Below are 14,696 nucleotides of genomic sequence, written 5' to 3' on the forward strand. Positions count from 1 at the left end.
GCGAAACCCCGCCGCCTACAATGGGGGTATGAAGCGCGCAATACCCCAGCGGTATGCGATACCGCACCGATACGCAACGAGGCCCGGCCTGTACTTCACCGACGATGGCGGCGCCGACGCCGTGGTGCGCTCGGAGACGGCCGATCAGGTGTGGCTGTGCGTCTACGAACCGGTGGACCAGCCGTCCGCCTTCTTCAACGACGCGATCCGCATCTTCGAGGACTCCCCCGTCCCCTTCATCAAGGAGATCCACAGCCATCCGGTGTGCACGCGCATCATCGAGTCGATGTACGTGCGCGAGACACTGTTCCGCATGGAGGGTCCCAACTACGGCCTGTGGTACGTGCACCTGCCCAAGGCGTGGGACGGCATGCGCTACGCCTACCGCGTGGATGGCGCGTGGGACCCGGACAAGGGCGTGCGGTTCAACCCGTACAAGCTGCTGCTCGACCCGTATGGCAAGGGCATCGACGGCGAGATGCGCCTCGACCCGGCCGCGTTCTCCTACGCCTGCGAGATCGGCCCCGACCGCCGCGTCCGGGGCTCCGCGTTCGGCCCGATGAGCACCGTGGACGCGCTCGGCAAGGTGCCGGTGTCCGTGGCCATCGACGACCGCGACGAGACCAAGCACGACGCCGACCCCACGCACCCGCACGTGCCGTGGAGCAAGACCGTGCTCTACGAGCTGCACGTCAAGGGCTTCACCGCCAACGCGCCGTGGCTGCCGCCCGAGCTGCGCGGCACCTACGCCGGACTCGCGCACCCCATCACGCTCGCCTACCTGCAGGGCCTCGGCGTCACATCCATCGAACTGCTGCCCATCCAGGCCAAGCAGGACGAGCTGTTCCTGCAGGAGCGCGGCCGCCACAACTACTGGGGATACTCCACGCTGAGCTACTTCTCCCCCGAGCCCAGCTACGCCACCAGGGAGGCGCAGCGCAAGGGCGCCGGAGCCGTGCGCGACGAGGTGATCGCGATGGTGCGCGCCCTGCACGAGGCCGGCTTCGAGGTGATCATGGACGTGGTCTACAACCACACCTGCGAAGGCGGCGTGGAGGGGCCCACGGTCTGCTGGCGCGGCCTGGACGCGATCGCCTACTACCGGCGCGGCAAGGACAACCCGGGCCAGCTCATCGACACCACCGGCTGCGGCAACACGTTCGACTTCACGAACACGCACGTGGTGACGTTCGCCGTGGATTCGCTGCGCTACTGGGCCAAGCGCATCGGCATAGACGGCTTCCGCTTCGACCTGGCCGCCACGCTGGGCCGCCTCGACGGCAACTTCACCAAGCACCACCCGTTCCTGTACGCCCTGCGCTCCGATCTGCTGCTGGGCAACCTCAAGCTCATCATGGAGCCGTGGGATCTGGGCCCGGACGGGTGGCGCACCGGCGAGTTCGGCATGCCGTTCAGCGAATGGAACGACCGCTTCCGCGACTCCACGCGGCGCTTCTGGCTCACGGACACGCAGCCCGGCGCATCGCCCGCCATAGGCATGCAGGAGATGGCCACGCGCCTGTGCGGCTCCGCCGACCGGTTCGCCACCGAACCCGGCCGCGGCTGCGTCTCCTCGATCAACTACGTGGTGAGCCACGACGGCTTCACGCTCACCGACCTGACGCGCTACGAGCACAAGCACAACGAGGCCAACGGCGAGAACAACCGCGACGGCACGGACAACAACCACTCCGCCAACTTCGGCGTGGAGGGGCCGAGCGACGATCCGGCGATCGAACGCAAACGCGAACTGGCGGCGATGAACCTGCTCGGCACGCTGCTGCTCTCCCTGGGCACGCCGATGATCATGGCCGGCGACGAGTTCGGCAACACGCAGCAGGGCAACAACAACCCGTACGCGCAGGACAACGACATCACGTGGCTGGACTGGGACTGGCTCTACCAGAACCGCAAGACCCCGCAGATGCGCCGTCTGGAGCGCATCTCCCGGCTGATCGCGCTGCGCAAGTCGCTCGACCTGTACCATCACGAGGAGTTCTTCACGCGCCTGACGCTGATCGGCCTGTTCCGCCCGTCGAGCCGCGTGCAGTGGTACCTGCCCGACGGCACCACGCCGATGGACCGCGACTGGTTCGACGTGGGACGCCGCAGCTTCGTGATGCGTCTGCGCTCGCAGAGCGACGACGACGCGCGCGACATCCTGATCGTGATCAACGGCACCGACCACGACATGGGCTTCCGCCTGCCGTCCGACTACGACTGGCAATGCGAGTGGAGCTCCGCCTCGGCGATCGGCCTGTGCCCGGCGCCCGGCCGGCGCGTGCGGCGGCTCGGGGAGCCGGACGACGGCCGCAACTGGACGACGATCGTGGGCGAGGGCGACGCGATCACCGAGCTGGTGCATCAGGTGCAGTCGCGGCTGGCGGCGCAGGCCAAGCTGGACGCGCGCATCGCGGCGGACGACGCGGCCGCGGCCGTGGGGCACGAGCGCGGCAACGACACCTCCGGCACCGACGATCCGCACGTGCTGATGGCCGCGCGGCGCAGCCCGATGGGCAACGCCACCGACGACGCGATCAGCGCCGCCACCACGGCGATGGACGTGCGCGACTCCGGCGAGCCGCCGATCGACGCCGCGGCCGACGCGGCGGATGCGGAGAGCCGCGCCCGGAACGCGCAGGCCGAGCGCGATGCGGCGAACGCGGACGGCGCGGACGCCGATGCCGACGACGTCACGACCGACGCCGTGACCGACGCCATGGGCGCGGAGCGGGATCTGTGGACCGTGCCGGCGCTGAGCATCAGCGTCATGTGCCAGATCCAGTGAGACGACGCCGAGCGCGGACCGATACGAACCGTCGTGACCGACGCCGGATACGGGAAAGGCTCCCCTGGAATCGAATTCCAAGGGAGCCTTTCGACTGCAGCCCGTAGGGCCGAACCTTAACGCTTCGAGAACTGCGGAGCGCGGCGGGCCTTGTGCAGACCGGCCTTCTTGCGCTCCACGACGCGGGCGTCGCGGGTCAGCATGCCGGCCTTCTTCAGGGCGGCGCGGTTGGAGTCGCGGTCGATCGCGTTCAGCGCGCGGGCCACGCCGAGGCGGATGGCGCCGGCCTGGCCGGTCACGCCGCCGCCGTCCACGAGGACGACCACGTCGAACTTGCCCTCAAGCTTGAGGAGCACGATCGGGGAGTTGACCTCGCGCTGGTGCAGGCGGGACGGGAAGTACTCCTCCAGCGTGCGGCCGTTGATGGTCCACTTGCCGGAGCCCGGGATCAGGCGGACGCGGGCGACGGCCTCCTTGCGGCGACCGGTGCCGTAGCCCGGCTCGATCGCGGAGGTACCGGTGCCGGCGCCGGCATTGGTCTCGGTGGTGTAGCTGGTGAGCTCCTCCTCGGTCTCGAGAGCCGCGGAATCGTTGGTGTTCTCAGCCATGATGTTCTATCTCCTTCGGATCTCTCACTTGGCCTGCTGCGAGACCTGAGCGATCTCGAAGACCTGGGGCTTCTGCGGGGTGTGCGGATGCTCTTCGCCAGCGAAGATGTGGAGACGGTCGAGCTGGACCTTGGCCAGACGGTTCTTGGGCAGCATGCCCTTGACGGCGCTCTTGATGATGCGCTCGGGGTTCGCGGCAAGCAGCTCGGCGTAGGAGTCGCGACGCAGACCGCCCGGACGACCGGAGTGCTGGTAGAGCTCCTTGCCCATCTTGTTGCCGGTCAGCGCGATCTTGCCGGCGTTGATGACGATCACGTGGTTGCCGGAATCGGCGTGCGGAGCGTACGTCGGCTTGTTCTTGCCGCGCAGCAGCGTGGCGACCTGGGTGGCCAGACGGCCGAGCACCACGTCGGTGGCGTCGACGATGTACCAGTCATGAGTGAGATCAGCTGGCTTCGGAGTGAAAGTCTTCACTGTTAACCCTTTTCTTGACTATTGTGTTCCGGGTCTGGGCTGCCCGGACGTACGCCTGGTTGGGACGCGCGGCACCGGGAGGCTTCGACCTCATTATCCGTGGGCTCCCTGAAAGTCCTCGGTGGCGAGTGGGAAAGCGCTTTGAAGGACCCCTTAGGGAAACACAACAATCGTCCAGTATATAGCCGCCCTTGACATTGGGCAAACGCCAGCGTGGGCGCGACACGCCGAAGCGCGCCGCGCCCACGCGGTTGCGGACGGATGCGGACGGATGCGGAATCCCCGGGGATCAGGCGTTGAGGATGTCCGCCAGCGCCTGCATGCCGGGACGCTCGAAGAGCCCCTCCACGGGCACCGCGTCGCCCGCGGCGTCGGCCAGCGGCACGCGCCAGTTCGGGTACTCGTTGTTGGTGCCGGGCTGGTTCTGCGTGCGGGTCTCCCCCACGCCGTCCACGATGGCCGCGGCCAGCAGCTTGCACGGCGAGGCGGTCATCGCGCGGTACATGGCGCGCACGATGTCGTCGAGGTGGCCCGGCACGTCCGCCGCCCACTCGCTGGGCAGCCAGCCGCCGTTGACGAGCATGCGCAGCATGGACTTCTGCTCCCGCTCGGCGCCCTCGCGGAACTGCTCCACCGGCCCCTCGAGCAGGCCCAGCTCGGCGCGCACCTTGACGTGCTCGTACTGCAGGTAGCCGGCGCAGGGCGGCATGTCGTGCACGTCCACGGAGGCGAGCGCCATCTCGCGCCAGTGGCGCGGATCGCGGAAGACGCCATCGAACTGCTCGAACCACTCCACGGCGCATCCCAGCACGCCGTGGTCGGCGAGGGACTTGGCCACGTAGTCGGGCACCACGCCCAGATCCTCGCCCACCAGCACGGCGCCGGCGCGCGTGGCCTCGATGGCCAGGATGCCCAGCATCACGGCCGAGTCGTACATCACGTACGTGCCGTTCTTGGCGCCCTTGCCGGAGGGAATCCACCACAGGCGGAACAGACCCAGGATGTGGTCGATGCGCACGGCGCCCGCATGGGCGAACATGCCGCGCACCATCTCGCGGTAGGTCTCGTAGCCGGTGTTCTTCAGGGAGATGGGGTTGAGCGGCGGCTGGCTCCAGTCCTGGCCCTGCTGGTTGAACATGTCCGGCGGCGCGCCCACGGTGGCGCCCTTGGCGTAGCGTTCGGGGTTCCACCACACGTCCGATCCCAGCGGGTGCACGCCCACGGCCATGTCCGCCATGATGCCCAGATGCATGCCCTCGTCGCGCGCGGCGCGCTGCGCGGCGTCGAGCTGCTCGTCCGCGATCCACTCCAGCCAGCGGTAGAAGTCCAGCGTGTCCGGGTAGCGGTTGCGCAGGTCGTTGACGCGCGGCGAGTCCTTGCTCTCCGTGGCGATCCACGACTGCGGGTCCCCGGTGGGCGCGCCCCACTTGTCGTAGGCGAGGCACCACGTGGCGTACGCCTCCAGCCCCTCGCCGGCGCGGCGCTTGTAGTCGTCGAAGCGGGCCTGGCGCTCGGGGGTGCGTCCCACCTTGAAGATGATCCACAGCGCCTGCATCTTGGCGGCCCACATGGCGTCGCGGTCGATGTGGTCGGCGTTGGCGTTGAGCGCGCGCACGGAGTCGTGCAGCTGGCGCACGCGCTCCAGCGACTCGGCGCCCAGCAGACCGTACTCCTCGATGGCCTCGGGACGGATGTACGTGAAGTTGAGGAAGCGGCGCGAGATGGGCAGGTACGGCGAGGGGGTGAGCGGCGTGACCGGCTCGCCGGCGTGCAGCGGGTTGACGAGCATGAAGTCCGCGCCGGTGTGGCGGCGCGCGTCCGTGAGCATGGTGCGCAGGTCGGCGAAGTCGCCCACGCCCCACGAGTCGCGGGAGCGGATCGAGTAGATCTGCGCCATCCAGCCCCACAGGCGTCCGTCCTTCATGGCGTCCACGAGCTCGATGCGCCTCGGCGCGCTGATGAGCGTGGCGTCCTCGGTGCGGTCGCCCACGGTGACGTGCAGCGTGTGGTAGCCGATGGGCAGGTCCGCGGGGATGGTGACGGCGGACGTGGTGACGAAGCCGCCGTCCAGCCAGTACGCGGCGGACCCGTCGCCGGCGGCGGGCGCCAGCGTCCTGCCGTAGTCGGTGCCGTCCTCGAGCGTGATGGTGGCGCTGGGGATGTCGAGCACCCCGGCGTTGACCAGCACCTTGGAGTCGGCGCCCTCGACGTGCAGCACGGTCGGGGCCACCAGACGGCGGTGCTCGCCGTCCAGCACGGTCTTCAGGGAGGTCTCCACCGCGGCTTCGTCGTGGGCGTCGATGCCCAGCGCGGCGAGGACGGAGACGAGGACGTCGTCGGCGATTTCGTGGTAGTCGTTGCTCATGCCCACGTAGGACGTCGACACCCCGACTGCTTTGGCGAGGCGGATCAGCGGGCGAGCGCAGCGCTCACGTGATTCTTGTTTGTGGCTCATACCGCCAGTGTAGCCCCGGAGGCGCCGGAACGACACCCTTTCGGCAGCAATACGGCAAACGTTTTCATCACCGTAATGCAAACGTTGCGGCGCGATGCGCGGACCGCGGCGGCGCATCCGCGCATCATTCCGTCATCCGTCGGGCATCATCCGGCGCCGTTCCGCATCATTCCGCCGCGCGCCGCGCCACCTCGCCGCTCGGATCCCGCGCGAGACGCGCCTTGGTCTCCGGCGAGACGTTGGGGTTGCCGGCCACCGCGCGGCGCACCATGGAGGCGAGCACGGCGGGCGCGTTCTGCTCCGTCTCCACGCCGAGACGGCTCAGCGCGTCGAGCGTGGCCGCGTCCACATCCGGGTTCTGCGCGCCCTCGAGACGCATCTTCCACGAGGTGCGCGGGTTGAGCAGCGCCGTGTCGCGCACCTCGGGATCCGCGTCCTTGGTGAGCAGTCCCACCAGCCAGTTCTTGTCCGCCTCGTTGCCCGCCACGGCCTTGCGCACGCTCGCCTCCGGATCGCCGGAAAGCTTCACCAGCACGTTCGGGAACGGCATCGTCTCGGCCAGGAAGACGCGGTCCTCCACCGGCGTGTGCGCGTTGCCGGCCACCGCCTCCAGCAGTGCCGTGGCGCGGGAGAACGCCGCCTGGTCGGCGCGGTCCGGCAGCGGCGTGCGCGCGAACCGGCTCAGCTCCTCCACGTCGGTGGAGTGGCGCAGACGCTCGTAGGTGACGGTGAGGGGCTCGAAGTCGTCGGGCAGCGCGTCCTCCGCGGACTGGGCGGGCTTGGTGGTCTGGTCTTCTTCGCTCATGCCCACCACCATACCGCCCGGCCCGATCAGCCGAGCGGCACGGGACGGTGCACCGCCCCCAGCGGTTCGGGGACCACGGCGGCGTTGAACGCCTCGGTGACGCGCGCCTCGAAGCGCGCCGCCTCGTCCGCGGGGATCACGGCCGTCAGGCTCACCTTCTCCGTGTACGACTCATCCGTGCACTCCCCGCGCGCGGAAGCGACGAGCTGCTGCAGCGTGCCGAGCTGCGGATAGGCCACGGTCAGCGCGAAGCGGCGGCAGGTCTCCATGCGCGCCAGCCGCCCCGCCTTCACCGCCAGCGACGCAGCCGACGAGTAGGCGCGCACCAGACCGCCGGAACCGAGCAGGATGCCGCCGAAGTAGCGCGTCACCGCGATCACGGTGTCCGTAAGTCCGCTCTGACGCAGCACGTCGAGGATCGGCTTGCCGGCGGTGCCGCTCGGCTCGCCGTCGTCGCTCATGCGTTCGCTCAGCCGTCCGTCGGCGCCGCCGCACACCGCCGCGTACGCCACGTGGCGCGCCTTGGGATGCAGCTCGCGGACGGACGCCACGAACGCCAGCGCCTCGTCGAGCGAGTCGACGTGGCAGGCGTCGCCGATGAACTCGGACTTCTTCTCCACCAGCGCGTCGTGCGCCGGGGCGTCCGCCGTGTTGAGCAGGGTGAGGGTGTCGCCGGCCATGCGCACCGCCTCAGCGCACCACGTGCGCCGGGGTTCCGGCGAACCAGGCGCGGATCGTCTCCACGTTCTGCCGCGCCACGTTGTCCAGCGCGCGCGTGGTCTTCCACGCGGTGTGCGGCGTGGCAAGCAGATGGTCGAGCCTCAGGATCGGGTCGTCCGGGGCGAGCGGCTCGTGGTCGTACACGTCCACGCCCGCCTCGATGTCGCCGCGCGCCACACGTGCCTCCAGCGCGCCCGGGGCGACGAGCTCGGCGCGCGCCGTGTTCAGCAGGATGCTCCCCGGACGCAGCAGGTCCAGCAGCCGCGCGTCGATCATGCCGCGCGTGGCCTCGTTGAGCGCCAGATGCAGGCTCACCACGTCGCTCGTGGCGAACAGGTCGTCGAGCGTGGGCACGGCCTCGGCGCCGTAGTCGGCCAGCGGCGCGGATTCGGGGTGGCGGCACCACACGCGGATGCGCATGCCCAGTCCCCGCGCGATGCGCGCCACGGCCCGCGCCACGCCGCCGAAGCCCGCCAGACCGAGCGTCAGACCGTTGAGCTCGAGCATGCCGCTGGAGCAGAACCATTCGCCGCGGTGCAGCGCCTCGTCCTGCGCGCCCACGCGGCGCGCGATCTCGAAGAGCATGGCGATCGTGTGCTCGGCCACCGAGGCGTCGCCGTAGCGCACGGCGTTGCACAGCGTGACGCCCAGCTCCCCCGCCAGCGGCACGTTGACGAAGCTCGCGACGCCGGTGCCGCAGAACACCAGGCATCGCACGCCGCCGGCCGCCATGGCGCGCAGCACGTCGTCGCCGAAGTGGTATCCGGCGCCGATCACCAGTTCGGCGCCCTCCACGCGGCGCAGGAACTCGGCGCCGTCGGTGATCGAGTCGTCGGCCATGCGCACGCGGCACACGTCGTGCAGTTCGGGCAGATGCGCGCGGTACGGCGCGACGAGCGCGGGCACGCAGCTGCCCAGCACCATGAGCGGCAGGTCCGCGCGGTCGGCGGGCAGTTCGGTCATTGTCATGTGTTCCCCCTTGGTTGGCACTTGTTCACGACGGTTCGCGGCGGTCGCGCACACGTCACTTGGACGACGACGCGGCCGCTTCCTCGGTGATCTTCCATTCGCGCACCACGTTCGGATCCGGATTGTTGCGGTACAGCACGTCGTGGATGCGCTGACGCACCTGCGCGTCCTGGTCGTCGCCCCAGCAGGCGCCGTCCGGACGGTCCTCCGCCAGCGGGCACCAGCGGTACTGGCCCTGGCGCACGCTCGCCGTGGGCAGCCAGTCGATGCGGTTGAGTCGCCAGCTCGACGCCTGACCCTTCTTCCCGGCGAACTGCACGCGGATGGTGACGCCCTGGTTGTTGGACTCGTGGCCGGGGATGGACGACGTGACGGTGACGGCGTTGCCCAGACCGTAGACGATCCACGTGCCGTTGTAGTACTCGATCGGCTGCGCGGAATGGCTGCCGGTGCCGTAGATGAAGTCGAACGCGCCGGTGTCGGCGAGCGCGTGCATCTCGGAGACCTGCCACGAATCGGCGTAGTCGATGTATTCGGTCACGGAGTGCGTGGTGGCCACCACGATGTCCGCGCCCTGCTCGCGCGCCGCCTTGGCCTTGGCCACCGCGCGGTCGATGTCCGACTGATGGTGCGAATCGCCGGTGCCGCGCAGCTGGTCCACCATCCAGTCCGGGTCCGCCTTGTAGCCGTTGAGCGCGCTGGTGCCGGCCACCACGGCCACCTTGCCGCCGCCGGTGGGCGAGTCGAGCACCATGGGCTGCGTGGAGGCGGCCTCGGTGGTGTAGGCGCCGGTGTGGCGGATGCCGGCCGCGTCCAGCATGCCGGTGAGGCGCGCGATGCCCTCCGCGCCGCGGTCCCACGAATGGTTGGTGGCGGTGGTGCAGGCGGTGTAGCCCACGTGCTGGGCGGCGTCCACCACCTCGGGCGGGATGTTGAACACCGGGTAGTCGGCGTACGGGCCGCCGCGCGGGGCCACCGGGGTCTCGAAGTTGCACACGGACAGGTCCGTGGCGGCCATGTAGCGCTTCATCGGCTCGAACAGCGGGTCGAAGTCGAACGCGGTGCCGTCCGTGGCGGAGGTGTCCGGGCCGGCGAAGTTCTGCCACAGGCGCTGATGGAACAGCAGGTCGCCGTTGAACAGCACGGAGACGCAGTCGGTGTCCGGGCAGTCGGGCGCGTTGCCGGGGTGGGTCTGCACCGGGTCGGGGACGGACTGGGTGCGGCTGATCTCGCCCGTCGATCCCGCGGGAGACGTGGCCGCGTTCGCGCCCGCGCCTGCGTTCGCGCCCGCGCCCTGCGACGACGCGGATCCCAGTCCCCCGCGCGTCCATGCCACGGTGACCACGATCACGAGCGCCACGGCCACCGCGGCCGCCAGCGCCGCGATCGTCCGGCGTGCGCCCTTCGTCCTGCGCGTTCCGGGTGCCCTGTGCGTCCCGGGAGCCCTGTGCTCGCCGCCCTGCGGGGGGCGACCGTCGGCCCGCGACATCTGTGATGCTTGTGATGCCTGTGGGGTCTGTGGGGTCTGTGATGCCTGTGACGCCCGTGGGGCTCGTGCGCCGTGCTCGCCCGCCGTGTCCATTGCGTCCCGCCTTCCTCTCTTCTTCCGCTCGGTGTGCCGTTCCGTTCTCCGTCGTTCTTGTCCCACGCCGTTCTGCGGCGCATGCGCGACGCGTCTCTCCAGCGCGCCGTGTCCACGGATGCACGACCCCGAGCATATGACCATGGGCCGATAGCATGACGGGCGTCGGGGTGGTCGGAATCCGTCCCTGTCGCGGCTGCGGCAACGACGACAGCGACGACGGCTGCGGCTGCGGCGGCAACGACGACCGCAGCAGCAGCGGCAGCAACGACGATGACGCGATCGTGCGGCATCCGCGTGACGCGGCCGACGATCGGCGGAATCCCGCCGGTGTGAGCGCTCTCTTTGCCAAACCGTCGAACGGTTCCGTACAATCGCGTAGGACGGTCGGACAACGGCGTACCCTCCGTCCCCTTCCTTAGCGAAGCCCCGAATGCCGTCTCTCGGAATCCCGCACAACCACGTCTCGGAATCCCACACGCCGTGCCGCGGAATCCCGCACCACCACGTCTCGGAATCCCGCACGACCACGTCAGCGGACGCTACCTGCAGCAGGCAGGACGTCGACCTTCCCATTCGATCGCGCTCTCGTCCGAATGCACATCCGTCGCCTGAACCGGATGTGATTCCGGGCGGTTCCGATACCAGAAACGTCCGAAACCACAACCATTCGCGGAACCGGGTGTGATTCCGGACGGTTCCGATACCGAAAACGTCCGGAATCACATCCATCCGGCCCGGGCCCCGGCATCGTCCGCAACGTTGCGGCGATCGGCCATCGTGGACGGCATCGGCGATGTCCAACATGGTCGCCCAGCGCAACGTCACGATCCCCGGACGCACACTTCTGGCCCATACCCCCGGAACGCGCCTCGAAACGGCCTCTGCCGGACATGTCCCGGCAAACGAAGGGCCGGGTTTCCGAAGCAACCCCGGAATCGCAACGACGCGCCAGAAAACCCGCCCCTTCGTTTGCCGTCCGATCCCGCAACGTTGCGACGATCGGCCATCGTGGCGGACGAAACCGGCGTCCAAGATGGTTCATCATCACAGCGTTGCGATCCTCGGACTTTGGCCTATAACCCCAAATTCCGCCGTTTTGGGCATGAAAAAGGATTCAGGAGAGGGTTCCGTCTCAGTACGCCCTTACCCCTTGGAAACATTGGGGTTATGACTTGCCGCTGATAGCTGTTTCCACCTTGTTTACCACCTAACATGCCGAAAACTGCGAGCCGTCACGCGTCCCCACGCGCATGCGCCTTCGCGATGCGTCAAGGTCGTGGCACTCGCCGACGCTTCGTGTTCAGGTTGCAGGCGCGACGGCCCGAGAGTCGCCGCGCCCTTAATGAACGTCACACCAATAGTCGCAGCAGCTGATAGAGCTGCCACAGGCTCCGCACGTTGAAGCGCGTGCCATCGACCGTGGCGAACGCCTCGCCGTCGCCCACATGGACGACGACCGTACACCTGTTCACGGAGAGACTACCGTGTACCGTGATATGATTGCATCTTGCAACCTTGTTGATTAAGGGCGCAAGCCGGTAATCAACGAGCAGGCTCGGTGTTGGTAGCGCCGGGCCTTTTCTTGTACCGGCTTACGCCGGTAACGGCCCGTCATATCAACGGGGACGCCGCATGATACGGCATCGCATAGCAGCCTATCAGCATTTGCGTCGGGACGTGACGACGACGAAAAGGTGCAAACATTACCGATGTCTCCGGCAAAACCGCCGTGGAACGCAATTGACGTATGTCGCCCCCGCCCGAAACCGGACGCGAGGCACTCGCAGACGGCGCCGACATGTATCGGGCAAGACGACAGCGGATCGCGTCGAGATGCTCCGCCTTCGCGAACAAGGACATTGTCCCCATGACGCGGCGTTCCGGTTGTGTGCATGATGCGCATAACCGTCGAAGCCGGTGTGGAGAACTCGCAGTCGTTCGCATCACACGAACAACCGGCTGCATCGTTCAGGAGATGCAACGGCGGCCCGCGCCCGAACGCCCCGGCAAACCGACGGCAAGCAGCATGCCACGTCGGCAAACACCCCTAGGGGGAGGGTCCCCCTAGGTCTTCGCAGCCCGGCCGCTGGGGGCCTGGTTCTGACGCTGAATGCATCTGGGGACATCCTTTGAATTTAGCGTTACATCCCAGTTGTTTCCCAATGGAGAGTAGGAGGTCTAACGATTCACCGCCTCCTCGATGCGCCGCCGGCACGGGCATCCGACATGTGGCCGTCACTGCCACGACTACGCATCACGGGGCACGCCCTCCCCGGCGCCGTAGACACGCCGCCAAGCATGAGGCTTGACTACGGTAATCGGTAGATGGTGGCGGCCATCACGACCCAACCACCCATAACCGAACCCACGAATCCCAGACATGGTATAATCCTTTCGGTTGTGAGATTGCTGACTCGCGTCGGATTGCGCGAGTCAGTGCCCCGCAAGGGAAAAGGCCGCGAACACTCACAATGTTCGCGGCCTTTCACATACCCCCCACGGGGACAACCGAGGAACGACACCACCGATACGCCAACGGGCGTCGTCATTCACGCCCCACGCATGACGGCTGTAAGCGGTTATACGTTGACACAAATGGCACCGGCGAAATTCTCCGTCTCCGTCGATGTATCATCGAAACCACTCCTTGGGTTGGGAGTTACGCGAACTCTTGTTCGCGCCGTACCTCGGGCTCGCAAGCGTTGCACCGCTTGCGAGCCTTTTCGGTACGCCTTCGGATATACCCGGCATGCAGGCCTATAGGCCCCAGCCGAGGAACGCGTCGAACTGTCTGCCACGCGCGGCCCTTTCCTGCGGCATGGTCGGGCTCAGCGAACAGGCCGCGCGCTTCCAACGCTGGGTTCCCTTCGCCGTCAGCCCGTTCTTCCTCATCGGCCGGCCGCAGATCGGGCATTTCTTCGCCTCGCTGGATCTCGTTCTCATGGGTCCAGCCCACCAGAGGAACGTCCCTATTGTCGTGCGAAGGAAGATGACGCCTCGGCGCACCTACTCCCGCAATCCGTACCCCTCAAGGCACCACCTAACTCGCGCCTCACAACGCCCCTTCACGCACCATCGCGCGACAGGACGGCGAGTGCCGGAACGGCTTGAAACCGTTGAAATTCCGCCGTTTTCGGCATGAAAAAAGGGATTCACGGTTTCCCGTAAATCCCTTGTGGGCGGAGTGAGAGGGATTCGAACCCTCGAACCGCTAATACGCAGTTAACACCTTAGCAGGGTGCCCCTTTCGGCCACTCAGGCATCACTCCAGTCACGCTGCGAAGCGCAACGAGGATTCACTATACCACACTATGCGGGGTTGGAATCGCCGGAGAACGTAATTATTACGGCGGCGATCACCAATCCGATGCCAGCGACGTCCCAGATCGTTGGAATCTCGCCGAAAATCAGCGCCACCAGAGACGCCACGGCCGGGTTGATGGACTGCATCACGGAGAACGCGCCGGACGTGGTGCGCCGCATCACCACCTGATCCACCACGTACGGCAGGAACGAGGCGCACACGGCCACCACCAGCAGCACGCCGAGCAGCATCCACGCGCCGCCCGGCCCCGCGGCCCACGTGGCCTCCGCCTTGGGGTGCACGGTGGCGCACACCGCGGGCACGGCGAGCGCGAGCGACTGGGCACCCCATCCGATGAGCATCGCCACGCTGAGCCAGTCGAGGGGCGTGCCGCCGCTGGCCACCCTGCGCCCCAGCACGATGTACACGCCCCACATCGAGCCGCCCACGAGGATGGCCACCAGGCCCACCAGGAACGTGCCGCCGCTCGGCTGGGCCAGCGACATGCCGGCGAGCAACACCACGCCGCACGCCGCCACCAGGATGCCGAGCCGTTCGCGCCACGACCGTCCGGCGATCACCGCCACGGACAGCGGCCCCACGAACTCGATGGCCGTGGCCACGCCCACGTTCATGTTGCTGATGGCCACGTAGTACATGGTGTTCATCAACGCCAGCGAGAGGCCGCAGCCCACCACCACGCCCCAGTCGCGGGCGGAGGCGGGCATGTGGGCGCGCTTGGACGCGGTCCACGGATGCCGCCACGCCAGCATGAGCAGCGCGCAGAACCCCACGCGGTACCACACGGCGTACAGCGGGTCGAGCTGGGTGAACGCCTGCTTGGCCACCAGCGTGGCCGCGTACATCACGATCGCCTCCCCGAGCACGATGACGAACACCGGCACGCGGTCGAGGACGCGCAACAACACCTTCTTCATGAGCGTCACGCTACACGGCGCGGCGGAAGATGAAGCGCTTCCCGGACGCC

General features: G+C 67.9%; 10 protein-coding genes, 1 tRNA gene and 1 pseudogene. 1 reads left to right on the top strand and 11 read right to left on the bottom strand.

Annotated features, from left to right (window positions below; genetic code table 11):
- Positions 1-28: 28 nt before the first annotated feature.
- Positions 29-2,788, top strand: coding sequence for a glycogen debranching protein GlgX (gene glgX / locus G1C96_RS04455; protein WP_169275452.1), 2,760 nt, complete (start codon positions 29-31; stop codon positions 2,786-2,788).
- Positions 2,789-2,904: 116 nt separating this feature from the next.
- Here the strand turns inward: glgX and rpsI are convergent, their stop codons facing one another.
- The 11 genes and pseudogenes from rpsI to G1C96_RS04505 all read right to left on the bottom strand — a co-directional run bounded on the left by rpsI (position 2,905) and on the right by G1C96_RS04505 (position 14,646).
- A complete protein-coding gene (rpsI, locus tag G1C96_RS04460) occupies positions 2,905-3,396 on the bottom strand; it encodes a 30S ribosomal protein S9 (RefSeq protein WP_169275453.1) in 492 nt (163 codons plus the stop codon).
- Positions 3,397-3,420: 24 nt separating this feature from the next.
- Positions 3,421-3,870, bottom strand: a complete 450-nt coding sequence (gene rplM / locus G1C96_RS04465; protein WP_169275454.1) for a 50S ribosomal protein L13 — start codon at positions 3,868-3,870, stop codon at positions 3,421-3,423.
- A 289-nt stretch (positions 3,871-4,159) separates the two neighbouring features.
- Positions 4,160-6,325 carry a 4-alpha-glucanotransferase gene (malQ, locus tag G1C96_RS04470; RefSeq protein ID WP_169275455.1) on the bottom strand — a complete coding sequence of 722 codons (2,166 nt, stop codon included), beginning with the start codon at positions 6,323-6,325 and terminating at the stop codon, positions 4,160-4,162.
- A 166-nt stretch (positions 6,326-6,491) separates the two neighbouring features.
- Complete coding sequence (locus G1C96_RS04475) at positions 6,492-7,130, bottom strand: AbrB family transcriptional regulator (RefSeq protein ID WP_240945100.1); 639 nt, start codon at positions 7,128-7,130, stop codon at positions 6,492-6,494.
- A gap of 26 nt (positions 7,131-7,156) precedes the next feature.
- Positions 7,157-7,810 carry an IMPACT family protein gene (locus G1C96_RS04480; protein WP_169275456.1) on the bottom strand — a complete coding sequence of 218 codons (654 nt, stop codon included), beginning with the start codon at positions 7,808-7,810 and terminating at the stop codon, positions 7,157-7,159.
- 10 nt (positions 7,811-7,820) lie between these two features.
- The gene (locus G1C96_RS04485) at positions 7,821-8,819 is read right to left on the bottom strand and encodes an NAD(P)-dependent oxidoreductase (protein ID WP_169275457.1); all 999 of its coding nucleotides are present in this window, start codon (positions 8,817-8,819) and stop codon (positions 7,821-7,823) included.
- Positions 8,820-8,874: 55 nt separating this feature from the next.
- Positions 8,875-10,308 carry a CapA family protein gene (locus G1C96_RS04490; RefSeq protein ID WP_169275458.1) on the bottom strand — a complete coding sequence of 478 codons (1,434 nt, stop codon included), beginning with the start codon at positions 10,306-10,308 and terminating at the stop codon, positions 8,875-8,877.
- A gap of 1,445 nt (positions 10,309-11,753) precedes the next feature.
- A complete protein-coding gene (locus tag G1C96_RS10355; RefSeq protein ID WP_277347682.1) occupies positions 11,754-11,876 on the bottom strand; it encodes a hypothetical protein in 123 nt (40 codons plus the stop codon).
- A gap of 1,294 nt (positions 11,877-13,170) precedes the next feature.
- Positions 13,171-13,347, bottom strand: a pseudogene (locus tag G1C96_RS04495) (transposase-like zinc-binding domain-containing protein); the annotation flags it as partial.
- A gap of 237 nt (positions 13,348-13,584) precedes the next feature.
- A tRNA-Ser gene (locus G1C96_RS04500) sits at positions 13,585-13,673 on the bottom strand.
- Positions 13,674-13,713: 40 nt separating this feature from the next.
- Positions 13,714-14,646 (bottom strand): EamA family transporter, encoded by a 933-nt coding sequence (locus tag G1C96_RS04505; protein ID WP_169275459.1) that lies wholly within the window; start codon positions 14,644-14,646, stop codon positions 13,714-13,716.
- Between the last annotated feature and the right edge of the window lie 50 nt (positions 14,647-14,696).

Origin of the sequence: Bifidobacterium moraviense (genome assembly GCF_012932365.1) — a bacterium.
Classification (GTDB): domain Bacteria; phylum Actinomycetota; class Actinomycetes; order Actinomycetales; family Bifidobacteriaceae; genus Bifidobacterium; species Bifidobacterium moraviense.

What these genes read in the sequence shown, in the direction of transcription:
- glgX (WP_169275452.1), top strand. Translation starts at nt 29, where the DNA reads ATGAAGCGCGCAATACCCCAGCGGTATGCGATACCGCACCGATACGCA.
- rpsI (WP_169275453.1), bottom strand. Translation starts at nt 3,396, where the DNA reads ATGGCTGAGAACACCAACGATTCCGCGGCTCTCGAGACCGAGGAGGAG.
- malQ (WP_169275455.1), bottom strand. Translation starts at nt 6,325, where the DNA reads ATGAGCCACAAACAAGAATCACGTGAGCGCTGCGCTCGCCCGCTGATC.
- G1C96_RS04475 (WP_240945100.1), bottom strand. Translation starts at nt 7,130, where the DNA reads ATGAGCGAAGAAGACCAGACCACCAAGCCCGCCCAGTCCGCGGAGGAC.
- G1C96_RS04480 (WP_169275456.1), bottom strand. Translation starts at nt 7,810, where the DNA reads ATGGCCGGCGACACCCTCACCCTGCTCAACACGGCGGACGCCCCGGCG.
- G1C96_RS04485 (WP_169275457.1), bottom strand. Translation starts at nt 8,819, where the DNA reads ATGACAATGACCGAACTGCCCGCCGACCGCGCGGACCTGCCGCTCATG.
- G1C96_RS04490 (WP_169275458.1), bottom strand. Translation starts at nt 10,308, where the DNA reads ATGTCGCGGGCCGACGGTCGCCCCCCGCAGGGCGGCGAGCACAGGGCT.
- G1C96_RS04505 (WP_169275459.1), bottom strand. Translation starts at nt 14,646, where the DNA reads ATGAAGAAGGTGTTGTTGCGCGTCCTCGACCGCGTGCCGGTGTTCGTC.